We start from the raw sequence: 25,231 nt of genomic DNA on the forward strand, positions 1-25,231 counted from the left end.
AGGGAGCGGGGGGCGCCAGTATAGCCACGCCCTCAGGAGCCCGCCCGGGGCCAGAAGGCCACGCCGGGACGGCCCGGGGGCTGGAGCCAGACGGACTCCAGGAAGCGGACCGCGTTCTCATCCGCGCGGTCGTTCCGGGTGAACAGCGCCTGCGTGCTCGCGAGCACCGCCAGCGTCGCGAGCCCCGCCACCCAGGCGGAAGGCGAAGGCGCGCGTCCGGCCGCGTCCCTGCACAGCGCCCCGAAGAGGAACGCCGCCACGGTGGCGAGCGCCGCGAACAGCACCGCGCCCGCCAGCGACGTGGGCAGGCCCGCGAAGGCGAGCAGGTTGGGCGGGTGGTAGCCGTCCAGCAGCAGCGGCCGCGCCAGCGCGAGCACGGGGGTGGAGACGTCGTCGGGGATGTAGTTGACGAAGGTGGCCAGGCCCGTGACGAGCACGGACGCCGCGCACAGCATGGCCGCGATGCCGGACAGCACCGGCCGGCCCGCGCCGCGCAGCCGCTCCAGCACCAGGCCCGCGGGCAAGAGCAGGAAGGGCACCAGCCCCGTGAGGTGCCGGGGGCCCGTGGTCCAGCCCCACGAGTCGTAGGTGAACGACGAGGTGAAGTACGTGTAGCCGGCGAGCGTCGCCGCGGACATCCAGAAGAGCGCGCGTGCTTCCGGAGACGTGCGGCCCTGGCGCTTGAGCAGCGCGAGGCCGGGCAGCGCGAGCAGCAGGAACGGCGACAGCGTGAAGAGCCCCCGCAGCGGGGAGAAGAACGACAGCGTGAAGGCGCGCGGATCCGGCGTGCGGATGCCCAAAAAGCCGCCCAGGTGCCACGGCTGGTAGGCCGCGTCGTTGAGGTGCTTGTAGCCCGTCTCCAGCGGGTGCCCGAAGGTGGCCTGGTGGTAGAGCCCCAGCGCGACGATGAAGGGCAGCGCGCCCAGCACGGCGAGCCCCGTGGCCCGGCCCAGCTTCCTCAGCCTCGCGGCCCAAGGCTCCGGAGCCTCCGGCGTACCCAGCACGGTGAGCACGGCGTAGAGGATGAGGCCCAGCACGCCCAGCGCGCCGGTGTACTCCGCCGCGACGGTGGCGCCCGCGCACGCGCCGGCCACGGCGTAGCCGCGCTCGCGCCACTCGCCCCGCGACAGCTTCCAGAGCGCGTAGAAGCCCGCGAAGAGCAGCACCGCCGTCGTCTGGTGGCTCATGAAGAGCAGCGAGTAGCTGAACGCGAGCGAGCCCAGCGCGTACGTCACCGTGACGCCGTCCGCGACGACGGGCGACAGGAAGGCACGCAGGAAGCGCCGCAGGAGCCACAGGAGCCACAGCGTGGGCAGCACCGTGAGGAAGAGGCGGCTGAAGAAGACGAGCGGCACCTCCGGCACGGCGTAGCGGTGGCCGCCGCCCAGGAGCCTCAGGCCCGCGTACACGGGCACCGCGGCGAAGGACAAGAGCGGCGCCTTGGACGGGTAGTAGCGCCCGTCCATCACCGACAGGTCACCCACCGGGCCGTAGTCGCGCAGGGCGCGGTTGATCTCCAGCGTCCCGTCCTCCACCAGGGCGCGCGTCTGCCACAGCCGGCACAGCTCGTTGGGCGAGCGCAGGCCCGGGTGGTACGGGAAGAGGACCACGTAGAGCGCCACGACCGTGGCCCACACCGCCTTCGGCAGACCCGGGGCGTGGGGCACGGGCATCAGACGGCGCGGCCGACGGCGAACAGGCTCATGCCCACGGGCAGCTTCACCTGGCGCTCGGCCTGGGCGAACAGCGGCGCCAGCGTGTCGTAGATTTTGAGCTGGAGCTTGGGCACCGCGCGGCGGCGCAGGATGCGGCTGTTGACGAACCAGCCCGGCAGGCCGACCAGGTTCATCCACTCCAGCGTGTCCACGCGGAAGCCGTTCTCTTCCAGCACCGCGCGCAGGGTCTCCGGCGTGTAGCGGCGGTAGTGGCCCACGGCCTCGTCGATGGCGCCGAACAGCTGCGGCAGCGCCGGCACGAGGATGAGCACGCGGCCGTCCGGCTGGAGAATCTGGCGGAAGCGGCGCACCGCGGACGCGTCATCCGGGATGTGCTCCAGCACGTTGGACAGCACGATGGTGTCCAGGTTCTCCGCCTTGAGCGACTCCCAGTCCGCCAGCGCCACGTCGGACAGGTAGGGGCGCACGTGGGGCTTGCCGCGGAACATGTTCTTCAGGCGGTCCACGTAGAAGCGCTCCACCTCCAGCGCCACCAGGTGCTCCGCGCCGCCCTCCAGCTCGCGGGTGATGGTGCCGATGCCGGCGCCAATCTCCAGCACGCGGCGGCCCATGTGCTCGCGGAAGCGGCGGCCCAGCCACTGGTTGTAGTGGGTGGCGCCGTCCATGCGCTCCAGGGTGGAGTAGCCCTCGTGCTGGTTGTCCGCGTCGTCGCGCACGGTGGCGTAGCGCACCAGCGTGCGCAGGCGGGCCAGGTGCGCGGAGGCCGGGCGGCGCGGCACGGCCTGCAGCGGCGGCAGGGCCACCTCCGTGAGGCGGAAGAGCTGCGCGGCCATCTTCACCACCAGCTCCGCGTCCACCGAGTCGTCATCGCTGGTGAGCTGGATGGAGCGCAGCGCCTCCGTGCGGAAGGCGCGCAGGCCGGTGAGCGGATCCGTCAGGGCCACGTCGGTGACGAAGCGGGTGATGCCGCCCAGCGCGCGCTCGGCCACCATCTCCGGGGACATGCCGGGGCGCCGGCCAAAGACGCCGTCCGCGGTGTCGTCACGCAGGGGCTGCACCAGCGCGTCGTAGCTGTCCGGCGAGTAGGCCGCGTCCGGATCCTGGAGCACCGTGTGCGCGCCGGTGACGTGCGGCAGCGCGGCGCGGATGGCCGCCCCCTTGCCGCCGTGGGCGGAGAGGACGTGGACGTTGGGACCGGGCGTGACGTCCACATGGCCTTCACCCGCGAGGACGACCTGGGCCTGTCCGGACAGCGCGTTCGCGAACCGGGCGGCCGCCTCGGCGGTGGCGGGATTGAAGGGCAGGACGACGGAGAGAGCAGGAACCATGGCGCCGCTCACTACCACAGGCGCATCCAGGGTGCGCGTTCCCGGACCGGAACGGATGGATGGGGGGCATCCAGGCGGCGTCCGTCGGATGGACAACCCGCCCCGCCCGTTGCACGCTCCGGCTGTTATTCCCCCAGCGCGATGTGGGTGCAGGTCGGGTCCGGAGGCCTTCGGGCCGGTGGAAGACCGCCCGCGGCAGCCAGCTTCCGGAGAGACGCGACGTGGAAGGAACGGTGTTGGACCCGGCCGGTGGGGCTCCCGGCGCGACGTCCGCGAGCGTGATGCACCGGATGCGGGGCGTGTGGCGCCGGCGGTGGGTGATGCTCGGGGTGGCGTTGGGGGTCACCGCGCTGACGGCGGCCTGGTCGCTGCGGCAGCCGCGCATCTATTCGGCCAGCACCTCGCTCATCATCGACGTCACCGCGCCGCGCATCCTCGACGGCGAGGTGAAGGAGGTGATGGGGGAGGAGCGCAGCAACTACTGGTTCAACAAGGAGTACTACGCCACGCAGAGCGAGATCATCACCTCGCGCGCGGTGGCCACCCGCGTGGTGGACCGGCTGGGACTGGCCAAGGACGCGGACTTCCTGGGGCTGCCCGCGAACCAGGACCCGGCGGAGCGCGCGAAGGCGCTGGAGGACGCGGACGCGGTGGGGCTGTTGCGCTCGCGCATCCAGGTGGTGCCCGGCAAGGACTCGCGGGTGATGAACATCGGGGTGGAGGACACGGACCCGGCGCGCGCGGCGCTGCTCTCCAATGAAGTGGCCGCCGCGTACATGGCGGAGAACCTGGCGCTCAAGCTGCGCACCACGGAGGAGGCGCGCACGTGGCTGGAGGGGCGCCTGGGCGAGCTGGGCCGCCAGTCCAGGTCCGACGAGATGGCCGTCTACGACTTGAAGAAGGACGCGGACATGCTGTCCACGTCGCTGGAGTCGCGGCTGTCCATCGTCAGCGAGCGGATCAACTCCTACAACCTGAAGCTCACCGAGGTGCAGACGCGCATCGCGGCGCAGCAGGCGCGCGTGGATGCCATCCACCGGCTGCGCAAGGACGCCGGCAACAACGACGAGACCTGGGCGGAGGCCGTGCCCGGCGCGAAGGACGGGCCCATCCAAGATCTCAAATCGCGCTACGGCGAACAGAAGGCCGCGTGCGCGGAGTTGAGCGAGCGCTACCTGCCGGAGCACCCGAAGCTCCTGGAGTGCAACCGCAAGCTGGAGGTCGTGCGCGCGGACCTGCTCAAGAGCCTGACCAACGTGGTGCGCTCGGCGGAGACGCAGCTGGTGGAGGCGCAGGGCGAGGAGAAGAACCTCAACAAGCTCCTGGACGCGGCCAAGGCCGAGGCCTTCCAGGTGAACAAGAAGGCCATCGAGTACGGACGGCTGCAGCGCGAGTCGGACAACACGCAGCGGCTGTATGAGCTGGTGCTCAAGCGGCTGAAGGACATCGAGCTGTCGGGGCTGTTGCGCACGAGCAACGTGCGCGTGCTGGACGCCGCGCAGCCGGTGACGGTGCCGGTGCGGCCGCACACGCGGCGCAACCTGATGGTGGGCTGGGTGATGGGGCTGCTGCTGGGGCTGGGCGTGGCGCTGTTCCTGGAGATGCTGGAGAACACCGTCGGGTCGCAGGCGGACGTGGAGGAGGTGCTGGGCCTGGCGTTCCTGGGCGTGGTGCCGCGCATGGAGGCCACGAAGGCGCCGGGCGACCGCGACCTGTACGTGCACCGGGCGCCGCGCTCGGCGGTGGCGGAGTGCTGCCGCGCGGTGCGCACGAACCTCCTGTTCATGTCGCCGGATCATCCCTGCAAGACGCTGGTGGTGACGTCCAGCGGGCCGCAGGAAGGCAAGTCCACCACGTGCATCAACCTGGGCGTGGCCATGGCCCAGAGCGGCAACCGCGTGCTGCTGCTGGACACGGACATGCGCCGGCCTCGGCTGCACCGCGCGTTCGGCGTGCCCAACGACCTGGGCATCAGCTCGCTGGTGGTGGGCGAGGGCTCGCTGGACAAGGCGGTGAAGAGCACGGAGGTGCCCAACCTCTTCGTGCTGCCGTGTGGCCCGCTGCCGCCGAACCCCGCGGAGCTGCTGCACACGCGCGCCTTCAAGGAGCTGCTGCGGCAGGCGGGGGAGAAGTTCGACCGCATCATCCTGGACAGCCCGCCGCTCAACGCCGTCGTGGACGCGGCGGTGCTGGCCACGCAGGCGGACGGCGTGGTGATGGTGCTCAAGGCGGGCCGGACGGACCGGGGCGCGGCGAAGCGCGCGCTGCGCTCGCTGGCGGACGTGCAGGCGCGGATGTTCGGCGCCATCCTCAACGACGTGGACCTGCGGCAGCCTCGCTACGGCGACACGTACCTGGGCTACCAGGGCTACGGTCCGACGCAGGACGAGCCCAAGGGCGGGGTGGCGCCGTCGTGAAGGGCGCGGGTCTGCGGGTGCTGCACCTGGGGAAGTTCTACCCTCCGGCCTCCGGCGGCATGGAGGCGCACGTGCGCACGCTGGCGCTGGCGCAGGCGTCGCTGGGCGCGCAGGTGGAGGTGCTGTGCGCGAACCACTCGGTGGACGGCACGGGCACGAGCCACGAGTTCCACGGGCGCAGCCCCACGCGTGAGGCGTGGGATGGGCCGGTGCGCGTGGTGCGGCTGGGGCGGCTCGCGTCGGTGGCGCGCATGGACGTGATGCCGTCGCTGCCGTTCGTGCTGCGGCGGGCGCTGGCGCGGGGCGTGGACGTGGTGCACCTGCACGTGCCCAACCCGAGCATGGTGCTGGCGCTGGATGCGATTCCGCGGCTGCCCCCGGTGGTGGTGACGCACCAGAGCGACGTCATCCGGCAGAAGATCGCGGGCGCGCTGTTCCGTCCCTTCGAGTGGATGCTGTACTCGCGCGCGGCGCGGCTCCTGGCCACGAGCGAGGCGTACGTGCGCGGCTCGTCGCTCTTGTCCACGTTCAAGTCGAAGGTCCGCATCCTGCCGCTGGGCATCGAGCTGGAGTCGTACCTGCGGCCTCCTTCCGCGGAGGCGCGCGAGGCGCAGGCGCGGTGGACGGCGGAGGCGGCGGGCGGGCCGCTGTGGCTGATGGTGGGGCGGCTCGTCTATTACAAGGGCTTGTTCACGGCGCTGGAGGCGCTGGTGCACGCGCCGGGGCGGTTGGTCATCGTGGGCGAGGGGCCGCTGGCGCAGGAGGGCCGCGCGCGGGCGAAGGCGCTGGGGATTGAAGACCGCGTGACGTGGGCGGGCTACCTGTCGCCAGAGGCGCTGGCGGGCGCGTACCGGGCCGCGACGGCGCTGTGGTTCCCGAGCAACGCGCGCAGCGAGGCGTATGGCCTGTCGCAGGTGGAGGCGCTGGCGAGCGGCCTGCCCGTGCTCAACACCGCGGTGCCGGACTCCGGTGTGGCGTGGGTGAGCCTGCACGAGCGCACCGGCCTCACCGTGCCCGTGGGAGATGCGAGGGCGCTGGCGGCGGCGGCGCGGAGGTTGGTGGAGGAACCGGGATTGCGCGAGCGGCTGTCGCGAGGGGCGCAGGAGCGCGCGCGGGCGGAGTTCGCCCATGACGTGATGGCGTCGCGAAGTCTGGGGTTGTACGCGGAGGCGCTCGGACGCCGGCCCGTGGCGGAGGACGGGAGCGATGCCTCCGTCCGGCACGTCGCGGGTGGGCGCTGAAGGGCCGCGCATGCACGGGTCGCGCAAGTCCAGCGGCAAGCGGGGTGGTGCGGAGACGGGAGGCGCCTCCTCGCGTGAATCGCATGGCGCAGGCGACCAGCCCGTCGATGACACGGATGCTGGCACCTCTGTCTCGCGCAGGTGGCAGGCCTCGGTTGGGACATCGCTTCGCGTGCTGCATGTCTCCAGCGGCAACCTCTACGGCGGCGTCGAGACGCTGCTGCGTACGCTGGCGCTCGCGAACGCGGAGCGGGACGGCGGCGCGGTGCATGCGTTCGCGCTCTGCTTCGAGGGCCGCATCGCGGATGAGTTGCGCTCGGCGGGCGCACCTCTGACGATGCTGGGGCCGGCGAAGGTGAGCCGTCCCTGGCGGGTCTGGGAGGCTCGGCGCTCGTTGAAGGCGCTGCTTCAGCGGGAGGCGTTCGACGCGGTGGTGTGTCACGCGGCGTGGCCCCAGGCCCTCTTTGGCCCGGTGGTTCGCTCAGCGGGTGTTCCGCTGATCTTCTTCCAGCACGACGCGCTGTCGGGCACGCACTGGGTGGAGCGGTGGGCCCGGGTCACGTCTCCGGACCTGGCGCTGTGCAACAGCCGCTACACCGCGAGCACTCTTTCGAGCGTGTATCCGCGCACGCCGTCAAGCGTGCTCCATCCTCCTGTCCGGGACGGTGGCCCGGGTCTCTCTGCTTCCGAACGGGCCTCGCTCCGGGGCGAATTGGGGGCGGGTGCAGCGGATGTCGTCATCGTCCATGCCAGCCGCATGCAGGAGTGGAAGGGGCAGCGGCTGCTCCTCGAAGCGCTGGGCCGGCTGCGCCAGGTGCCTCACTGGAAGGCCTGGTTCGCTGGTGGTGCGCAGCGTCCGGAAGAGGCCTCCTACGAAGAGGGCTTGAAGGCCCAGGCTTCGGCGCTGGGGCTTGGTGACCGCGTGCGCTTCCTCGGACAGCGCTCGGATGTGCCCCGGCTGCTGCGCGCGGCGGAGGTGCACTGTCAGCCCAACACCGGCCCGGAGCCCTTTGGCCTGGCGTTCGTGGAGGCGCTCTATGCTGGGCTTCCCGTGGTCACCACCGCGCTGGGCGGACCGCTGGAGATCGTCGATGCGTCCTGCGGCGTCCTCGTGCCTCCGAAGCCGGAGGCCCTGGCCCAGGCACTGCGCGAGCTCATCGAGAATGAATCGGCCCGGCGGACGCTGGGCAGTGGTGGCCCGTCTCGCGCGCGAGCGCTGAGTGCTCCGGCTGAGTTCCTCGAAGGACTGGAGGACGCGGTGCGCTCCGTGGCTCGGGGGCCCGCCGCGTGAGGAGCGCGAGTCCTCGTCCCCAGCTCCGTGGCCCTGGTGTGCTGCACCAGCGCTACGTGCGCCGCGCGCCCGAGCCCGTGACGACGCAGGCCGTGCCTGCTCCGGCTCCCGCGCCGCCGGGGCTGCTCGGTTCGGGCCGCGTGGTGGTGGCGTTCATCGCGCTGCTCTTCGTCTGCCAGCTCGCGCTGCTGTTCGAAGCGCTGGCGCCCGTGCGCGTGGTGTTCCGCATCCTGTCGTTCGGCACCAGCCTGGCGCTGCTGTTCCTGGTGAAGGGCCCGCGCCTCAAGCACCCGGCGATGCCCTTCCTGCTCGCGTCCGCGGGGCTCACCGCGCTGAACTTCTTCCACCCCGGCACCAACACGCCGTTGGCGGCCGCCGCGCAGCTGGGCATCCAGATCTCCGTGTTCGCGCCCCTGTTCTGGGCGAGCCGCCTGCGCATCGACGCGAAGATGTTCGGACGCGTCGTCCTGCTGCTCTTCCTGTTCAACATGGCGAGCGCGTCGCTGGGCATCCTGCAGGTGACCTTCCCCGGACGCTTCCAGCCCGCGCTGTCCGCCATGGTTGAAAGCCAGGGCGAGGGCTACGTGCGCAGCCTCCAGTTCGAGACCGCGAGCGGCGCGCGCGTGTTCCGCCCCATGGGGCTGACGGACGTCCCGGGCGGAGCCGCCACTGGCGCCTTTTATTCGGTGCTGCTGGGCGGCGCGTTCCTGCTCAGCCGTCAGGGCATGTCCCGGAAGCTGCTGGGTGCGGCGGGCATCGGCATCGGGCTCGTCTGTCTCTATCTGGGGCAGGTGCGCGTCGCGGCGGTGACGCTGATTGTCTGCATGGCGGCCATGGCGCTGGTGCTCACCGTGAGTGGCCGGTGGGTGCGCCTCGTGACGCTGGCCTCGGTCGTGGGTGGCTTCGCCGTGGTGGCCTTCGGCTGGGCCGTCGCGGTTGGCGGCGACGCGGTGCTCTCGCGGTGGAGCACGCTCACGGCGTCCGACCCCTCGCAGGTGTATCACTCCAACCGGGGCCGCTTCCTCGACGAGACCTTCGACCAGGTGCTCCCGGAGTTCCCCCTGGGCGCGGGCCTGGGCCGCTACGGCATGGCCAACGCCTACTTCGGCGACAACACCGACCGTGAAAGCCCTCCGCTGTGGGCCGAAATCCAGTGGACGGCGTGGGCGTACGACGGCGGGTGGCTGGGGCTCGTCTGCTATCCGCTCGCGCTGCTGGCGACCCTGTGGTGGGGCTTCCAGGTGGCGCGGCGCCGCGATGACTCGGCGGGCGAGTTCTGGCTCTGGGGCAGCCTCCTGTTCGCGTATGACCTGGGCGCGCTGGCGCAGACCTTCAGCTATCAGTTCTTCATGAGCCAGATGGGCATGGAGTTCTGGCTGCTCAACGCGGCCTTCTTCAGCGCGTACTGGAACCGGAATGCGGCCCTACACGCTCATCAGCGGTGACTTCGTCTCCACCGGAGGCATGGACCGCGCGAACCTCGCGCTGGCGGACTGGCTCGCGCGCCAGGGTGGGCCGGTGCGGCTGGTGGCGCACCGGGTGGAGGACTCGCTCCTGCGCTACCCCAACGTGCACTTCGTCCGCGTGCCCAAGCCCGCGAACGCGTACCTGCTCGGCGAGCCGCTGCTCGACGCCGTGGGACGCTACTGGGCCGCGCGCACGCTGGCGCAAGGCGGACAGGTGGTGGCCAACGGTGGCAACTGCGAGGTGCCCGCCGCCAACTGGGTCCACTACGTCCACGCCGCGCACGCGCCCGAGCCCGTTGGCAGCCCCCTTCGCAGGCTCAAGGGCCAGGTGAGCCACCTGCTGCACCTGCGCAGTGAGCAGCGTGCGCTGCGACGGGCGCGGATCATCCTGGCGAACTCGCGACGCACGCGGCAGGACCTGCTGGCCGCCACGGGCGTGGAGGAGTCCCGCGTCCACGTCGTGTACCTGGGCGGTGACCCGTCGCGCTTCCCGTCCACGTCCCCCGCGCTCCGGCGCGAGGCGCGGGCGTCGCTGGGCTGGCCACGGGAGCGGAGGGCCGCGCTGTTCGTGGGCGCGCTGGGGGACCGGCGCAAGGGCTTCGATACGCTCTTCCATGCGTGGGCGCGGCTGTGCGCGCGACGCGAGTGGGACGTGGACCTGTACGTCGCTGGGACGGGTGCGCAGCGCGAAGCCTGGGAGCGCGCGGCGCGTGAGCAGGGGCTGGGCGAACGGATCCGCTTCCTGGGCTTCCGCGACGACGTGCCCCGCCTGATGGCCGCCGCCGACCTGCTGGTGTCTCCCACTCGCTACGAGTCCTATGGCCTGGGCGTGCACGAAGCGCTGTGCGTGGGCATCCCCGCGATGGTGAGCCGCTCGGCGGGCGTGGCGGAGCGCTATCCGTCGTCGCTTCAGGGACTGTTGCTGGACGACCCCGAGGACTCGGGCGAGCTGGTGCGGCGCCTGGAGGAGTGGCGGGCCCGGAGCGGAGACTGGATGCCCGCCGTGACCGCGCTGTCTTCCGAGCTGCGGGCCTGGACGTGGGACGCGATGGCGGAGGCGGTGGTGGAGCGGCTGGAGGCGTGAGCCTTCAGGCGCGGCGCTCGAGCACCTGCTCGAAGAAGTCGAGGTGCGCCTTCGCGACCACGGGCCAGGCGAAGCGGGACACAGCACGTTCGCGGCCTCGCGCGGACAGTTCCTGACGTTTCGCGGGGCTCTCCAGCAGTTCCTCCAGCGCGGCGACCCAGGCACCGCCGTACGCCTCCGGCAGGATGCGCCCGGCATCGCCCACGGTGTGCGGAATCTCTCCGGAGTCGCTGGCGAACACGGGCACGCCACACGCGAAAGCCTCCGCGAGCATGCGGCCGAACTGCTCCTTCCATGTGGGCGTCGTCTGGCTGGGCGCGCAGAGCACGTCCATGGCGTTGAGCGCGCGCGGCACCTCCGCGTGCTTCACGCCGGTGACGATGCGCACCCGGTCTCCGTGGCGCTGTGCCCACGCGCGCAGTTCCGTCTCCAGGGGGCCTCCTCCGACGAAGAGGGCTCGCCACGGCGTGCGCAGCGTGTTGAGCGCATCCATCATGAGCCGCAAGCCCTTCTCCGGCACGAAGCGGCCCAGGTAGCCCACCACGGGAGGCCCTTCGGACGTCCAGCCCTGGGCATCCCGGAACGCCCGGCCCGCTTCGGCATCCGGGCGGAAGTGCTCCACGTCCACGCCCACGGGGATGAAGCGCGAGGGACGCTGCGCATAACCGGGCCGGGCGAGGAGGTTGTCGTGCACCGTCTGGCCCCAGGCGATCCACCCCGCGGCACGGCGCAGGACGAAGCGCTCGGCCTGCGCGAAGGGCGGGGGGTAGCGCTTGGCCAGATTCTGGAACGTGCAGAAGACGAGCGGCACGTGACGCGGCGTCAGGAGCGCCACCTCCAGGCCGGAGAAGACGTAGGGCTCCTCCCACAGGTGCACCAGGTCCGCGCCTCGCGACAGGTGCGCGCGCAACTCCGGCCCGTAGACGAAGCCGTGCAGCGAGCGGCTGAAGTACGCGGGCACGCCCTCCAGGTTCACGGCCTCGTTCGGGTCGCGCTGGAGCACCAGCGGGCTCAGGTCTCCGTGAAAGGCCTTCGGCGCCACGGCGGTGACGTCCCAGCGGCCGGCGCCCACGCGCGCCATCTCGTTGGCCAGCCGCCGGTTGAGGGTGACGACGTAGGAGTGCGAGACGGTGACGAGCTTCCGGGGACGCATCATGGGTGCCCTCGCGCGGGGACGAGGCTCCGGTACACGGCGAGGATGTCCCGGGCGTAGCGCTCGCGGGAGAAGCGGCGCACGGCGGTGTCTCGGGCCGCTCGGGCCAGGGTGGCTCGCAGGGCTTCGTCCTCCAGCAGCCGGCGCAGGGCCGCCGCGAGCGTGTTCGCGTTGCCCGGTTCAATGGCCAGGACGTCCTCGCCATCCCGCAGGGCTTCGGCGGCTCCGCTCGACCTGGAGATGACGGCGGCCCGGCCGCAGGCGAGCGCTTCGGCGATGGTGAGGCCGAAGGGCTCGCGGCGGGTGCTCGCGTGCACGAAGACGTCCAGGGCGCGGTAGACGCGGGCGGGCTCGGGCTGGAAGGGCACGAAGCCCACGCGGCCCGTGAGGCCGTGGCGCTCCACCTGTTCGCGCAGCTCCGCGCCGGTGAACTGCGAGCCGGCCGTGCGGTAGAGGGGCGCGCCCACGAGGTAGAAGCGCACGGGCTGGCGCGTCAGTTGTGCCGCGGCCTCCAGGAAGACGTCGTGTCCCTTCCAACGCGCGTACGTGGCCACGAGCCCCACGCGCAGCGTTCCCGGAGGCGCGGGCGGTAGTCCCGCCAGTGCATCCAGGTGCGCGCCGTCACCGGCGGCGGGGGAGAACCGCTCCACGTCCACGCCGTTGGGCACGACGTGCACGGGCACCTTCCCCAGCACCGTGCGCGCGTCGTCACCCACGGCCTGCGAGTTCGCGATGGCGGCCGAGGCCAACGGATGCAGGCCGGAGAGCGCGCGGCGTACGAGCGGCCGTTCCCCGAGGAAGTCGTGCACGTGCCACACGCGCGGAATGGGCAGCCCCGTGGTAGCCGCGCTCAACAGGTGCGTCTTGATGCCATTGGAGTGCAGCAGGTCCGGCGCCGCGTCTCGCACCGCGCGCCGCAGGTCGAGGCCATAGCGGGCCAGCAGCAGGGGCGTGGGGGCGATTTCACGCGCGAAGCGAAGGAGCCCGGCGCGGCCCTGCTCGCGGAGGCCACTGTCCCCGAGCGCGGACAGCCGGTCGGGCAGGGCGAGCACCTGGGTGTCCACGCCGAGTCCTCGGGCCGTCTCCACGAGGGGGCCGTCCGTGCCCGCGATGAGGTGCAGCGACAGGCCGGGCTCCAGCGTGCGCAGGCACGCGAGGAGATCCACGAGTGCGCGCTCGGCACCGCCCAGGATTCCCACGGGGTTGAGGAACAAAATCCGCACGCGGACGCGACCGAATCAGACCCGCCCGGGGCGGTCAAGGCGATGCAGGTACGCGTCCAGCACGGTGCGCGCGTGCGCGCTCCAGGTGAAGCGCGCGGCCCGTGCGCGTCGCGTCTCCGGGGATGGCGCGGGCACGCGGCCCGTGAGCAGCGCATCCACGGCTTCCGCCCATGCGGCCACGTCGCCCACCGGGCAGTACGTGCAGGCATCCGCGCCCACTTCGCGCAGCACCGGCAGGTCGCTGGCCACCACGGGGACGCCACATGCCAGCGCTTCGATGACGGGCAGGCCGAAGCCCTCCGCGTCACTGGGCACCAGCACCGCGCGGGCACGCCGGTACAGGCCCGCGAGCGTGGCCCGTTCCTGCCGGGGCGGTTGCAGCAGCGCGCCCTTCAAGCCGAGCCGTGCCACCTGGGCCTGTTGGGCCGCGTCCAGCTCGCCCCCCTGCTGCACCAGCATGAGGTCCGGGTGCCGGGTTCGCAGCGCCGCGAAGGTTTCAAAGAGCACGTCCAGGCGCTTGCGGCGGATGGCGCTGCCCACGTGCAGCAGGTACGGCCGGCCCTTCAACGGCGCGAGCACTGCGTCGCTGGCGTCTCCGGGAACCGGGGCGAGCTGGTACTCCGGCGAGACACCGTAGGGCGCCCAGACCAGCCGCTCGGGGGGAACCACGCCGTGCGTGAGCAGTTCGTCGCGGACCTGCTGCGTGCTGTGGAAGACGATGGCCGCGCGCTCCAGGCCCTTGAGCGTGGCGCGTGCCATCAAGCGGAACCACGTGGGGCGCGGTTCACGGTGCGGTTCCAGGACGGAGCGGAACGCATCCAGGTCATGGCAGAAGACGCCGGTGCGCTCCGCGGGCAGCGCGTGGACGAGCTGCGCGTAGGTGTGGTCCACGACGTGGAACGCATCGTGTCCCACACGCTCACGCAGCAGCCGCGCGGGATAGAGACCGAAGCGGGTGAGCAGCCGGTCCGTGTTGAAGGCGGCCTTGCGGCTGCCCACGCGGGGAAGGGTGCGCACGGCCTGCGGAATGGATGGGCGCACGCGGGTGACGGCGACCTCGGAGGGAAACGCCGCCAGTCCGTCCACGAGCGCTTCGCCCACCAGGTCCATGCTGGGCCAGCCCTCTTCGCGCGGATCCATCAGGACCTTCAGCCGCAAGGTGCTCACCTCAGGGCCCCTGCTTACGCCGCTGCTCATGCATGCTCTCGAGCCATTCCATCGACTCCGATGCCTGGGAACTCACGGTGCCCACCCATCCCGGAGCCGGGGTCGTGTCCTGGAGCATCTCCCGGAGTGCCGGAAGCAGCGGCGGGTGCCCCGTATTGCCCAGGGCGTGAACCGCGCAGTAGCGCATCTCAGGCGAAGGGTCCTTCAACGCTTCAAGCAGGGCGTCGACCGCGACCTTGAACTCCACGGAGTCCGTTCTCACCTTCGGGAAGTTGTAGGCCAGGTACTCCGCGGCTTGACCACGGACCAGCGGCGCCTCCCGAACATCCTTGAGGATGCCGACCATGAGGTCCCACTGCGCGAGATGGCTGTGCCAGGTCAGCGCGTAGAGGATGGCGTGCCGATTGTCGACGCGCGTCTCCGCATCGAGGAATCGGAGCAGCGTGGGCGTGGTCGACTTGTCATCGCACAGCAGCTTCGACGCCTTGACCATCGCGGTGCGATCGTCCCCCAGGAGGTCCTTCAGCGCGGCGTCACGCTGTTCTGGCGCCAGGGGCGTGTCGCTCACGGCGTTCCCAGTGCGACGCATCAGGTGCGCCACCGTGTGCTCCAGCGCGAACTGCTCACGGTAGACGCGGGCCGCACGCCTGCCCAGGGCCCGCCGTTCCTTGCTGTCCTCCAGCAGGTGCTCGGTGAGCGCCAGCAGCGCGGCGGGGGACGCATCGTCCGCGAGTGCCACGGGCAGATGGTCGCGCCACAGCCGTTCGCTCAGGTGCCCGGTGTGGGTGACGATGGGCATCCTCAGGCCCAGGCCGGCCATCGCGCTGCTGCGCCGGGCGCTGATGCCATCCGGGTACGGCTGCAACATCACGTCCGCCGCACGCAGGTGCGCGGCCACGGCCTCCGGTCCCAGTCCGTCCCTCGCATGGAGCCTGCGAGCCAGCGCGGGATGCTTGCGCGAGAGCGCGTCACTCCACCCCTGACTGCCCCGGCCCAGCAGCAGCGCCTGCCTCCGCTCATCCCGCTGCAACAGCGGCACGAGCACCGCCTCCAGCGTACCCGCGATGGCCCCACCATACGTGCCGAAGTGCGCCACCGTCGGGCCATCGCCCAGCGTACCCCGCACCGCGCGCACTGCCTCCTCCGGCACGTCGAGGGGCAGGGGACTGGGGATGGGACACCACCGGGCCTGGCTGCGCAGGGGCTCGGGCAGATGCTCCGCCCAGGTGGGGATGGACACGTACGCGCGCTCCACTCCGAGCGCCAGCGTGCGCAGCATCACCCGCGTGACCCCCGCGAGCACCTGGTGCTTCCACGGCGCGCGCGGGCTCCACGGGTACACCGCCTCATGGATGAACAGCTCGCGTTCGTCCTGCCGCCTCGCGGCGAACCAGGCGCAGAACGGCACGTTCATCGCCTTCAGGCCGAACGCCTGCGGCACGTACAGGAGCAGCAGCCTCCGAGGAGCGGGCGTCGCATCCAGCTCACGCGTCAGACGCACCAACCCCGGCGGGGTGAAGAGGCCGGGCCACCGGTGCACCGTCACACCCTGATCATCCGTGACGCCCTCGGCGCCAGGGGTCCAGACGTGCACCGTCTCCCCCGCGTTCACCAACGCGTGGGCGATGCTCCGGGTGTGGTCGGAGACGCCCCCAGGAGCCGGCGGATACTCACCTGTCAGCAGGTGCCACGCAGGGCTCATGGAGGTGCCCGCCTCGCGCGCAGGTGCTGGACCAGGGCGCGCAGCTCTCCCAGCAACGACAGGCCGCGCCGCGTGGTCTCACGCGCGAGCACCAGCACGGTCAGCAGCCCCGCCGCCACCAGCGCCTGCACGAGCAGCCCGTCCTGTCCCATCGCGAGCCGCGAACAGCCCACCGCGAGCGCGAGCAGCGCGCCCACCGTGAGGAACGGCTCCATGACCTCGAACTCGAGCCGCGACAGGTGCGGGTTGCGGCGGGCCACCAGCCGCGCCGTGAACCACAGCTCCGTGAGCGTCACGGCCGTCGCGCTCACCCCGACGCCCACGATGCCCCAATGCATCACCGCCAGCGCTCCCAGGCCAAAGCGCAGCAGGCTCCCTGCGGTGGCCACGTACATCCGCTCCCGCGCGTGACCGCTGGCGTGCTGCTGGGAGTTCAGCAGGCCCTGCACCGCCAGCATCGACGCCTCGATGGTGAACCACTGCACCAGCGTGGACGCGAGGCTCCAGCGCTCACCGAAGACCACCGGGATGAAGGGCGGCAGCGCGATGACGCCGAAGGGAATGGCCAGGCACAGGACCGCGCTTACGCGCCGGATGGACGTGCGCAGGTAGTCCGCCAACGCGGCCGCGTCCTCCTGCATGCGGCTGTACGCCGGATACGCGACGCGGGTGAGGACGCTGCTCACCGCCAGCGGCACGGAGGCCAGCGCGGTCGCCCAGTTCACCAGGCCCACCCCGTCCTTGCCCTCCATGCGCCCCACCACGAGCGGAATCCAACCCTGGAGCACCGCGGGGATGAGGCCCGTGAGCTGGAACCAGATGCCGAAGGACAAGAGCCGCTTCACGATGTCCCAGCGGAACGTGCCCTGGGGCCGCCAGCCCGCCGCCGCCCAGAACAGCACCATGCCCACCGCGCCCCGCACCAGCCCGCCGCCGATGAGCGACCACGCTCCGAAGTGCAAGGAGGCCAGCAGGATGCTGCCCGCCGTCTGCGCCACGCTCTCGATGAGCTCGATGCGCGCGAGCGTCGGGAAGCGCAGCTGCCGCTCCAGCATCATGATGGGAATGACGCGCAGCGAGTGGAAGAACAGGCCCACCGCCATCGTGCCCACCATGGCCGCGCCCGAAGGCCCCAGCTCGTAGGTGCGCGACAGCCACGGCGCGAGCAGCACGATGACGCCCACGATGAAGACGGTGAACGCCTGGTGGCTCCAGAAGGCGGAGGTGATTTCGTCCTGCGTGGGTTCGTGCTGCTGGCGCACCAGCGAGGCGCTGAGCCCCAGGTCCCCCAGGAACGCGCCCATCGCGGAGGTGAAGGCGACGATGGCGAACACGCCATAGTCCCCGGGGAACAGCAGACGCGACAGGGTGAGTGAGCTCACCACGCGCAGGCCCAGCGAGCCGACCGTCCGCAGGAGCAGGGCGATGATGGAGCGCTGTGCGCGGACCTTCACGTCCGACATGCCCAGGGGCGGAGCGTCGGCGTCCGGCGCGGAAGGGGAACGGCTGCTCATTCCGGCGAAGCCTATATGCGCGCCCGCCTCCGGCGAACAGGGGGCAGGAGGAGGCAGGGTGCTCCGTGCCCGGAGAGGAGGGCCCGCATGCAGCCCCGTGGGGCGGGCGGGCGGACACGGGCGTGTCTGGCACGGCGGCACGGGCCGGGGCCTCACTGCGCAGATTGTCCCGCGAGCGAACCGAACCACGGGAGCACCACATGGCCGAGGCTTCAGCGAAGAACGGGCACCGCGCGGGGAACGGGTCGCGCAGCGACAGGGCCCGCATCTGGGGAGGTATCGACCTGGGCGGCACGAAGATCGAAGCCGTCATCGTGGACGCGCGCGGCGACGTGCTGGGCCGGGCCCGCCACGCGACCCCCACGGCGGGCGGTCCGGGCGAGGTGGTGAAGGAGCTCTACGCCTCGTTGGGCGAGGCCGCGCAGTCCGTGGGCATCGAGCCCGCGAGGCTCGCGGGCGTGGGCGTGGGCGTGCCCGGGGCGGTGGACGCGAACCGCGGCACGCTCTCCCACACGAGCAACGTGGCGGGCGGCTGGGACGCGCCCTATCCCCTGGCGTCGGACCTGGGCGACCTGGTGGGCGGCGGCAAGGTGGTGCTGGGCAACGACGTCCAGGTGGCCGTCGCGGCCGAGTACAAGCTGGGCGCGGGCCGCGACCACCGCTCCGTGCTGGGCGTGTGGTGGGGCACGGGCGTGGGCGGCGGCCTGGTGCTCAACGGCGTGCCGTGGCGCGGGCAGGGCTCCGCCGGAGAGATTGGCCACATGGTGGTGAAGCCGGACGGCGCACGCTGCGGCTGCGGCCGGCGCGGCTGCCTGGAGGCCTACGCGGGGCGCGCGTGCATGGAGCGCAAGGCGCGCTCGGCGGCGAAGAAGGGGGAGAAGACAATCCTCTTCGACATCATGCGCGACAAGAAGCGCACGCGCCTGTCCAGCAGCGTCTGGGCGAGCGCGCTGAAGCAGAAGGATCCGCTGGCCACGCGGCTCATCGAACGGGCCATCAAGATGCTGGGCGTGGCCATCGCCTCCGTCATCAACCTGCTGGACGTGGAGGCCGTCGTCATCGGCGGCGGGCTGGGGTCCCGGCTGGGGCCCATCTACATGGGCCACCTCCAGGACGCCATGCAGCCGCACCTGTTCATCACGGAGCGCAAGCCCGTGATGCGCATCGCCGAGCTGGGCGACCTGTCCGGCGCCATCGGGGCGGCGCTGCTCGCGGGCCCGCGGATGTAAGGCCTGGAGGACTCACCTGGCCCGACATCGCCGCCCGTGCCAGCAAGGAGGCAGGCGGGTCGTGACGCATCCGCGACGCCGGGACATTGACGCGCTGCTTCGGTGGCCGTCACGATGCGGGTGGACGCTCTTCTCGCATGGTCACCCTCTTCGTCGCCTTCCTCGTGTCGCTCCTCGTGGCGCTGGTGCTCACGTGGCGCGTGCGCGAGCGCGCGCTGGCGTGGGGCTGGTTGGACGCGGCGAACTCCAGCCGCAAGGTGCACGTGCGGCCCGTCCCGCGGCTGGGCGGCATCGGCATCGTGGGGGGCTTCTTCGCGCCGCTGTGCGCGCTGTTCCTCGTGGACTCGGGCGTCGGGGACCAGTTCGTCTCGCAGACGTCGCTCATCGTGGGCCTCTTCGTGGGCGGCGCCATCATCGCGGGGCTGGGCTTCTACGACGACCTCAAGGGCGCGGGCGCGAAGCTGAAGTTCTCCGTGCAGTTCGCGGTGGCGCTGGGCCTGTACGCCATTGGCTTCCGCATTGAAGTGCTGGCCAACCCCTTCGGCGCGGAGCTGGCGCTGGGGTTCTTGAGCCTGCCCTTGACGGTGCTGTGGGTGGTGGGCGTCATCAACGCGCTCAACCTCATCGACGGGCTGGACGGGCTGGCGGGCGGCGTCGCGTTCTTCGGCGTGGGCACCCACTTCCTGCTCGCGCTGATGCGCGGGGACGTGCTGCTGTGCCTGCTGATGGTGGCGCTCGCGGGCGCCATCCTCGGGTTCCTCGTCTTCAACTTCAACCCGGCCTCCATCTTCATGGGGGACACGGGCAGCATGTTCCTGGGCTTCGTGCTGGCGGCCGTCTCCATCAAGACGTCGTCGAAGAGCGGCACCGCGGTGGCGCTGCTGGTGCCGGTGATGGCGCTGGGCCTGCCCATCATGGACACGCTGCTGGCCATGGTGCGCCGCTCGCTGTTGGGCAGACCCATGTTCAGCGCGGACAAGGAGCACATCCACCACCGGCTGATGAGCCGCCTCTTCCTGTCCCACCGCACCACGGTGCTGGTGCTCTACGCGCTGTGCACGCTGTTCATGGTCACCGCGCTGGCGCTCAACTTCGCCAACAGCATGCAGAGCGCGCTGCTGCTCAGCGGCGTGGGCGTGGTCATCATGGTGCTGATGCGCAAGCTGGGCTACCTGGACATGCTGCGCCACATGGACGTCGTCCAGCAGACGCGCCAGCGCAACCTGGAGCTGCGCTCGCTGGTGCGCTCCGTCACCTCGGCGGTGCGCTCGGCCGGTTCGTTCCAGGAGGTGTGGAACGCCGTGCGTCCGCTGTCCCAGGGCCTGAGCCTGTCCGCGCTGGAGCTGCGCCTGCGCCGCCCGCATGAGGACGTGGGCGCGGGCGTCGTCTTCGAGTCCCAGCACCCGCAGGCCGGCGCCGCGTCCGCGCTGGAGGTGCGCCTGGACGTGAAGGAGGAGGACGTGGCGCTCGGCGCGCTGCGCCTGGTCTGGCGCGACGGCCGGGCCGCCATCGACCGGGACGAGGAGCTGGCGCTGGAGGTCGTCGCGGACGCGGTGGCGGAGCGGGTGGGGCAGCTCGTGGCGCTGGAGGCCGCGGAGCCCCAGCGCATCATCGCGCTCCGGCGGTGAGCCCATGACCGCCTCTGCGGACCTGCTGACCCTGCTTTACGCGTGGCCAGAAGTGCCGGACGCTCCCGGGCCCTCGGATGAAGGCGCCTGCGACGCGCTGGTGAAGGCCGCCGTGCGGCACGGGCTGGCGGGCTTCGTCGAGCACGCGCTCGCGAAGGCGGACTGGCCGCTGACCCCGGACGCGGCCGCGCTCCTGTCGCGCGAGGCCCGGATGAGCGCGGCGCGGGTCCTGCGCGTGCGCTCGCTGTTGTCGCGCAGCCTCGCGGCGCTGTCGGCGCCAGGCGTGACGCCGGTGCTGCTCAAGGGCTACGGGCTGGCGCGCAGGCTCTACCCGGAGCCGCTCCAGCGCGCGACGAACGACGTGGACCTGCTGGTGCCGCGCGCGCGGATGCTGTGCGCCGTGCACGCGCTGGAGGGCATGGGGCTCACCACCCAGGCCGGCGAGGTGGACCGGGACGACGCGCACCACGTGGAGCTCACCGGACCGGACGGGCTGGTGGAGCTGCACTACCGCGCGCTCGCGGGCTACGGCCTGGCGCTGGAGGGCGACGCGCTGGTGGCGCGCGCCGTGGACGCGACGCTGGACGGCCACCCCGTGCGCTACCTGTGCCCGGAGGACGAGGCCGTGTACCTGTCCCTGCACGCGAGCAACCACCTGCTGCAGCGGCTGGCCTGGCTGTTCGACCTGAAGCTGCTGGCGCGGGCGCACCCCCGGCTGGACTGGGACCGCGTGGTGACGCGCGCGCGGCGGACCGGGCTGCCCCATCTGGTCTGGTACGCGTGGGACGCGGCTCGGCGGCTGCTGGACGCGCCCGTGCCCGGGTGGGTGCTCAAGGCGCTGGCGCCTCCCCGGTGGCAGCGCGCGCTGGCGACGCGGCTGTTCTCCGGGCCCCGGCTGGTGGACGCGGAGCTGGCGAGGAACAAGCCGGCGTGGGTCGCCGCGAAGCTGGCCCTCGCGCCCCGGGCCGGGCCCATGGTGGCGTACGCGCTCCGGCGGCTGCGGGGGCCGCCGCCCGGGACGGGAGCGGAGCCAGGGGCCCCACGGCCCGTCCGGCCGCCTGCTGGAAGACGGTGATTGCGGCGGGCGGGCCCGGCCCATTAAAGGTGCCGCACCATGGCGCCCAGCCTCCTCGACACCTTCCGGGTCCTGTCCTCCTTCGAGCCCCCGCGCGGCAAGCTGCGCGGCGCGCCGTGGGAGGCCTACGTCGACTGGGCCATCTCGCAGGGACTGGCGCCGCTCGCGGCGTACAACCTGGAGTACCGCATGGGCGGCGGCGAGGCGCCCGAGTGGGCCCGCGACCGGATGATGTCCATCTACACCGGCTCCGTGAACGACAACGTCATGAAGCTGGTGCACTTCAAGCGCATCGTGGACCAGCTGGAGGGCCGCAAGATCCTCCTCCTGGGCGGCGCGGCCTTCGCGGAGGCGCTCTATCCGCACGTGGGCTTCCGGCCCGTGCTGGACATCCAGGTGCTGGTGCGCCGCATGGACGTGGACGGCTTCGCCGGCTACCTGTCCAACCACGAGTTCGTCCCGGAGCCGGACTCCACGAACAGCGGCGCCGCCCGCGTCGTGTCCGACGGCCGCACCCCCATCCACATCTACGCGGACGTGCTGGGCGCGAACCGACGTGAGCAGTTGGCCGGCATCTTCGAGCGCGCCAAACCCATGAAGGTCTACGGCCAGTCCGTCTTCCGCCCGGAGCTGGAGGACGCGCTGTTGCTCACCGCGTTGGACCAGGCCCACCACGGGTATGACGTGCCGTGGCTGTCCTTCGTGGACCTGCGCGAGCTCATCACCGGCGCCACCTGGATGGGCGGCGTGTACTCGCGCCCGCTGGACGTGCCGGCGCTGCTCTCACGCGCGGAGGCGTTCGGCCTGGAGCGCGCCCTCTACACGTCGCTGGCCATCGTGGCGCGGCTGTTCCCGGACGCGGAAGCGCAGGCCACCGCCGCCTTCCCGCCGCTGCGCCGCGCGACCCGTGAGCTGCTGGACCGGGGCGTGGTGGGTCCGGTGAGCACCCCTGGACGTTCATCCGCCCTGCGGGGTGTGGATCGACTGCGGCGCCTCCTCACGGGGCGATAAGCCTGTCTGGTCGCTCTGCGTCCTGCGCGCCCGGGCTTTCTTTCGGTGCGCGGGTCGGCGTATGAGTTCATGACGCCACCTGTCGAAACCAGGACACTTAAAGAATGCGCATTGCCATTATCGGATCGGGCTACGTCGGACTCGTCGCGGGCACCTGCTTCGCTGACTCGGGCAACGACGTCGCGTGCGTGGACATCGACGAGCGGAAGATCCGCATGCTCCAGGATGGACAGGTTCCCATCTACGAGCCGGGTCTCGAGGAGCTCATCAAGAAGAACGTGAAGGAGAAGCGCCTCACGTTCACCACGAACCTGGCGGAAGGCGTGGCGAACGCCCAGGCCGTGTTCATCGCCGTGGGCACTCCGGAAGGTGAGAGCGGCGAGGCGGATCTCCAGTACGTGCTCGCGGCGGCGCAGGCGGTGGGCCGCGCGATGAAGCAGTACACGGTGGTGGTGGACAAGAGCACCGTGCCGGTGGGCACCGCGGACAAGGTTCGCGAAGCCATCGCCAAGGTGACGGACGTGGAGTTCGACGTCGTCTCCAACCCGGAGTTCCTGAAGGAAGGCGCCGCGCTGGACGACTTCTTCAAGCCGGACCGCGTCGTCATTGGCGCGGACACCGAGCGCGCGCGCAACATCATGGGTGAGCTCTACGCGCCGTTCGTGCGCACGGAGAACCCCATCCTGTTCATGGACACGCGCTCCGCGGAGCTGACGAAGTACGCGGCCAACGCGATGCTCGCGACGCGCATCTCGTTCATGAACGACATCTCCGCGCTCTGCGAGAAGGTGGGCGCGGACGTGGACTTCGTGCGCAAGGGCCTGGGCGCGGACAAGCGCATCGGCTACCCGTTCCTCTTCCCGGGCGTGGGCTACGGCGGCTCCTGCTTCCCCAAGGACGTGAAGGCGCTCGTCACCACGGCGCGCGAGTACGGCCTGGAGCTGGACCTGCTGCGCGCGGTGGAGCGCACCAACGAGCGCCAGAAGAAGCTGCTCGTGAACAAGGCCGTGAAGCACTACGGGTCGCTGGAGGGCAAGAAGTTCGGCGTCTGGGGCCTGGCGTTCAAGCCGAAGACGGACGACATGCGCGAGGCGCCGTCCATCGAGGTCATCGAGGGCCTCATCGGCAAGGGCGCGACGGTGATTGCGCACGACCCGGTGGCCGCGCACGCGTCCAAGCGCGTCTTCGGCGACCGCATCCGCTACGCGGAGGTGCCGTACGACGCGCTGGAGGGCGTGGACGGCCTGTTCGTGGTGACGGAGTGGAACGAGTTCCGCCACCCGGACTTCGACCGCATGAAGAAGCTGATGAAGACGCCGGTCGTGTTCGACGGCCGCAACATCTTCCAGCCCGCGCGCATGCGTGAGCTGGGCTTCACCTACTTCGGCATCGGCCGCAAGTAGCCATGAAGCAGCAGTCCGGAGGCTCGCTGGATGCACTGACAGGGCTGCGCTTCCTGGCGGCCCTGCACGTCGTGTTGTTCCACTTCGGCACCCCGTGCATCCAGGGCGTGGCGCCGGAGTGGATGGTGCAGGTGGTGGCCTCCGGCTATGCGTCCGTGGGGGTCTTCTTCCTCCTGTCCGGCTTCGTGCTCGCGTACAACTACGTGGACACGGCCGGGAGGATGCAGACCCCGCCCCGGGCCTTCTGGAGCGCGCGGGTGGCGCGCGTCTACCCGGTGTTCCTCCTGATGTTCCTGCTGTCGGCGGTGCCCACGGCGCAGGCCTCGCTGGCGGACAACCCGTTGCCGGTGGCGGTGGCGAAGCTGGGCACGGCGGGGCTCACCACGCTGATGCTGCTCCAGTCGTGGGTGCCGCGGCTCGCGCTGTACTGGAACCCGCCGTCCTGGTCCGTGTCGGTGGAGGCGTTCTTCTACGCGCTGTTCCCCGCGCTGGCCGGGCGGCTGGAGCGCTTCCGGGGCGCGCGCATGACGGCGGCCCTGGTGGGCGTGTGGCTCCTGGGCCTGCTGCCGCCGGTGCTCTACCTGGTGCTGCGGCCGGACGGACCGGGCACGCTGGACGCGGCATCCGGCGGCTTCTGGCTGACGATGATGAAGTTCAACCCGCTGGCGCGTCTGCCGGAGTTCCTGCTGGGCGTGCTGCTGGGGCTCGTCTTCGTCCGGGAGCGCGCGTCGGCGGCGTCCCAGCGCTCCGGCGCGGTGATGGCGCTGGCGGGCGCGGCGCTGCTGGTCGCGGGCTTCTCACAGGGCGCGGTGATTCCGTATCCGCTGATGCACAACGCGCTGCTGGCGCCGGCGTCCGCGCTGCTGGTGTACGGGCTCGCGCGGGGTGGTGGCCCGCTGGGGCAGCTGCTGGCGCGGCCGTGGCTGGTGCACCTGGGGGGGGCCAGCTACGCGCTGTACCTGCTGCAGTTCCCGGTCAGCGAGGGGGTGCACTGGATGGAGCGGTTCGTGGACCTGTCCTCGCCCACGCGCTTCCTGGCGGTGCTGCTGGCGTTGCTGGTGCCCGCTTCGGTGGCGGTGCACCGGTGGGTGGAGACGCCGTGGCGCACGCGGGTGCGGCGCGGGTTGCAGCCGTGGGTGGAAGGCCCGTCCGCGCGGGCTGCTTCGGCTCCCGTGGTCCCGGGCGCCTGAGGCTTCCTGCCGCGCGTCCTTCAGCGGGCGAGGCCGCAGGCCTTCTTGCCCGCTTCGGTCTCGATGGCGCGGCAGTCGCAGCCGTCGAGCCTCGCCTCACAGACGAGCTCGTCGTCGGCGGTGGGCTCCACGCGGCCCTCTTCGTCGGCGGCGCGCTGCTGGCAGGCCTGCTTCTCCACCGAGTTCAAGGCGCACTCGCAGAGCTTCTCGGACAGCTCGCGGCAGGCGCTCTTGCACGCGGTGAGTCCGGAGAGGGAGGCGCAGAGGACGGCGGCGGTGAGCAGGAGGCGACGCATGGGGTCGGGCGAAGATGCCAGATGATTCCCCGGATGCAAGCGGTGTCCCGGGGGCACGTTCATTCGCGGGCCCCGGGAAAGCCGCGCCAGGGGAGGAGGCGTCCAGGCGTCTCGTCCGCTCGCTGGGAGGCGGACCC

19 protein-coding genes are annotated in these 25,231 nt (G+C 71.6%); 11 read left to right on the forward strand and 8 right to left on the reverse strand.

All coding sequences use genetic code 11. The features are described from left to right. Nucleotides 1-32: 32 nt before the first annotated feature. Nucleotides 33-1,673, reverse strand: a complete 1,641-nt coding sequence (locus D7X96_RS10675; RefSeq protein ID WP_244219529.1) for a hypothetical protein — start codon at nucleotides 1,671-1,673, stop codon at nucleotides 33-35. Further along, nucleotides 1,673-3,004 (reverse strand): bifunctional glycosyltransferase/class I SAM-dependent methyltransferase, encoded by a 1,332-nt coding sequence (locus D7X96_RS10680; protein ID WP_120548342.1) that lies wholly within the window; start codon nucleotides 3,002-3,004, stop codon nucleotides 1,673-1,675. Before D7X96_RS10680 ends, D7X96_RS10675 begins: the two co-directional genes overlap by 1 nt. A 221-nt stretch (nucleotides 3,005-3,225) precedes the next feature. On the opposite strand from D7X96_RS10680, the gene D7X96_RS10685 reads away from it, so the two are divergent. From D7X96_RS10685 to D7X96_RS10705, 5 genes are read left to right on the forward strand one after another with little or no spacing between them, the layout of a single operon-like run. Then, the gene (locus D7X96_RS10685) at nucleotides 3,226-5,421 is read left to right on the forward strand and encodes a GumC family protein (protein WP_121723109.1); all 2,196 of its coding nucleotides are present in this window, start codon (nucleotides 3,226-3,228) and stop codon (nucleotides 5,419-5,421) included. Beyond that, complete coding sequence (locus D7X96_RS10690) at nucleotides 5,418-6,662, forward strand: glycosyltransferase (RefSeq protein ID WP_121723110.1); 1,245 nt, start codon at nucleotides 5,418-5,420, stop codon at nucleotides 6,660-6,662. The genes D7X96_RS10685 and D7X96_RS10690 overlap by 4 nt, the downstream gene beginning before the upstream one ends. Beyond that, a complete protein-coding gene (locus D7X96_RS10695) occupies nucleotides 6,628-7,953 on the forward strand; it encodes a glycosyltransferase family 4 protein (protein WP_244219530.1) in 1,326 nt (441 codons plus the stop codon). Before D7X96_RS10690 ends, D7X96_RS10695 begins: the two co-directional genes overlap by 35 nt. 38 nt (nucleotides 7,954-7,991) lie before the next feature. Then, entirely contained in the window at nucleotides 7,992-9,398 is a 1,407-nt protein-coding gene (locus D7X96_RS10700) for an O-antigen ligase family protein (RefSeq protein WP_244219531.1), read from the forward strand. 19 nt (nucleotides 9,399-9,417) lie between these two features. After that, nucleotides 9,418-10,503, forward strand: a complete 1,086-nt coding sequence (locus D7X96_RS10705; RefSeq protein ID WP_121769669.1) for a glycosyltransferase family 4 protein — start codon at nucleotides 9,418-9,420, stop codon at nucleotides 10,501-10,503. Nucleotides 10,504-10,507: 4 nt separating this feature from the next. Here the strand turns inward: D7X96_RS10705 and D7X96_RS10710 are convergent, their stop codons facing one another. The 5 genes from D7X96_RS10710 to D7X96_RS10735 form a co-directional block, all read right to left on the reverse strand. Continuing rightward, nucleotides 10,508-11,659: a glycosyltransferase family 4 protein gene (locus tag D7X96_RS10710; RefSeq protein WP_121769652.1), complete on the reverse strand. Its 1,152-nt coding sequence runs from the start codon at nucleotides 11,657-11,659 to the stop codon at nucleotides 10,508-10,510. After that, nucleotides 11,656-12,879 (reverse strand): glycosyltransferase family 4 protein, encoded by a 1,224-nt coding sequence (locus D7X96_RS10715; RefSeq protein WP_120548320.1) that lies wholly within the window; start codon nucleotides 12,877-12,879, stop codon nucleotides 11,656-11,658. The genes D7X96_RS10710 and D7X96_RS10715 overlap by 4 nt, the downstream gene beginning before the upstream one ends. A gap of 15 nt (nucleotides 12,880-12,894) precedes the next feature. Beyond that, nucleotides 12,895-14,019: a glycosyltransferase family 4 protein gene (locus D7X96_RS10720; protein WP_208647295.1), complete on the reverse strand. Its 1,125-nt coding sequence runs from the start codon at nucleotides 14,017-14,019 to the stop codon at nucleotides 12,895-12,897. A 28-nt stretch (nucleotides 14,020-14,047) separates the two neighbouring features. After that, nucleotides 14,048-14,539: a HEAT repeat domain-containing protein gene (locus tag D7X96_RS41900; RefSeq protein ID WP_370450113.1), complete on the reverse strand. Its 492-nt coding sequence runs from the start codon at nucleotides 14,537-14,539 to the stop codon at nucleotides 14,048-14,050. A 1,205-nt stretch (nucleotides 14,540-15,744) separates the two neighbouring features. After that, on the reverse strand, nucleotides 15,745-17,262 hold the full coding sequence (locus tag D7X96_RS10735; RefSeq protein ID WP_121769654.1) for an oligosaccharide flippase family protein: 1,518 nt from the start codon (nucleotides 17,260-17,262) through the stop codon (nucleotides 15,745-15,747). Between the two features lie 200 nt (nucleotides 17,263-17,462). Here D7X96_RS10735 and D7X96_RS10740 point away from each other — a divergent pair, with 200 nt between their 5' ends. The 6 genes from D7X96_RS10740 (at nucleotide 17,463) to D7X96_RS10765 (ending at nucleotide 24,798) form a co-directional block, all read left to right on the forward strand. Further along, on the forward strand, nucleotides 17,463-18,491 hold the full coding sequence (locus tag D7X96_RS10740; protein ID WP_120548317.1) for an ROK family protein: 1,029 nt from the start codon (nucleotides 17,463-17,465) through the stop codon (nucleotides 18,489-18,491). A 137-nt stretch (nucleotides 18,492-18,628) separates the two neighbouring features. Further along, nucleotides 18,629-20,119 (forward strand): MraY family glycosyltransferase, encoded by a 1,491-nt coding sequence (locus D7X96_RS10745; protein ID WP_120548316.1) that lies wholly within the window; start codon nucleotides 18,629-18,631, stop codon nucleotides 20,117-20,119. 4 nt (nucleotides 20,120-20,123) lie between these two features. Next, nucleotides 20,124-21,194 (forward strand): nucleotidyltransferase domain-containing protein, encoded by a 1,071-nt coding sequence (locus tag D7X96_RS10750; RefSeq protein WP_199747083.1) that lies wholly within the window; start codon nucleotides 20,124-20,126, stop codon nucleotides 21,192-21,194. Between the two features lie 39 nt (nucleotides 21,195-21,233). Further along, complete coding sequence (locus tag D7X96_RS10755; RefSeq protein WP_120548315.1) at nucleotides 21,234-22,205, forward strand: nucleotidyltransferase domain-containing protein; 972 nt, start codon at nucleotides 21,234-21,236, stop codon at nucleotides 22,203-22,205. A gap of 104 nt (nucleotides 22,206-22,309) precedes the next feature. Further along, the gene (locus D7X96_RS10760; protein ID WP_120548314.1) at nucleotides 22,310-23,608 is read left to right on the forward strand and encodes a UDP-glucose dehydrogenase family protein; all 1,299 of its coding nucleotides are present in this window, start codon (nucleotides 22,310-22,312) and stop codon (nucleotides 23,606-23,608) included. Nucleotides 23,609-23,610: 2 nt separating this feature from the next. Then, entirely contained in the window at nucleotides 23,611-24,798 is a 1,188-nt protein-coding gene (locus tag D7X96_RS10765; protein ID WP_121769655.1) for an acyltransferase family protein, read from the forward strand. A 20-nt stretch (nucleotides 24,799-24,818) separates the two neighbouring features. Here the strand turns inward: D7X96_RS10765 and D7X96_RS10770 are convergent, their stop codons facing one another. Beyond that, entirely contained in the window at nucleotides 24,819-25,094 is a 276-nt protein-coding gene (locus D7X96_RS10770; RefSeq protein ID WP_120548312.1) for a hypothetical protein, read from the reverse strand. Nucleotides 25,095-25,231: the final 137 nt, after the last annotated feature.

Origin of the sequence: Corallococcus interemptor, from assembly GCF_003668875.1 — a bacterium.
Taxonomy (GTDB): Bacteria; Myxococcota; Myxococcia; order Myxococcales; family Myxococcaceae; genus Corallococcus; species Corallococcus interemptor.